This is a genomic window from Yersinia rohdei ATCC 43380, from assembly GCF_000173775.1.
In the GTDB taxonomy this organism is placed as follows: domain Bacteria; phylum Pseudomonadota; class Gammaproteobacteria; order Enterobacterales; family Enterobacteriaceae; genus Yersinia; species Yersinia rohdei.
Window position 1 is genome coordinate 1 of sequence record NZ_ACCD01000094.1, and the last position, 351, is coordinate 351.

Sequence of the window (351 nt, forward strand, 5' to 3'; positions counted from 1 at the left end):
ACGCAACTTCACGGGTTTCCATCAGCACGATATTGGTGGTTAATGCCGCCATTTGTTCTGCGCTGAGGTGAGTGCCAAGGGCAATATTAAAGGCTTTGCTGTACTCAAGACCGGCGGCAAAGAGTTCTTCGAACTGTTCTTGCGCGCTGCGGTAATCACTGGCGACCGCCTGGCCGGTTAATGCCAGTACCTGATCGCGCACCAGCCGCTGCTCATAGGCGTTATCCCCCAAACGTTTGAAAATCACATTTGGGTCATTATTCAACTGTTGAAGCACGTAATCCGACCCGCGCCAGTTATTCAGGTTGGCAAAGGCCGGGTGGGTTTCTACCAGATAGCCGCCTACTCAAG

At 52.7% G+C, this 351-nt stretch carries 1 pseudogene; it reads right to left on the bottom strand.

Annotation, left to right across the window (positions count from 1 at the left end):
* Positions 1 to 343, bottom strand: a pseudogene (locus YROHD0001_RS00045) (S-layer family protein); the annotation flags it as partial.
* Positions 344 to 351: the final 8 nt, after the last annotated feature.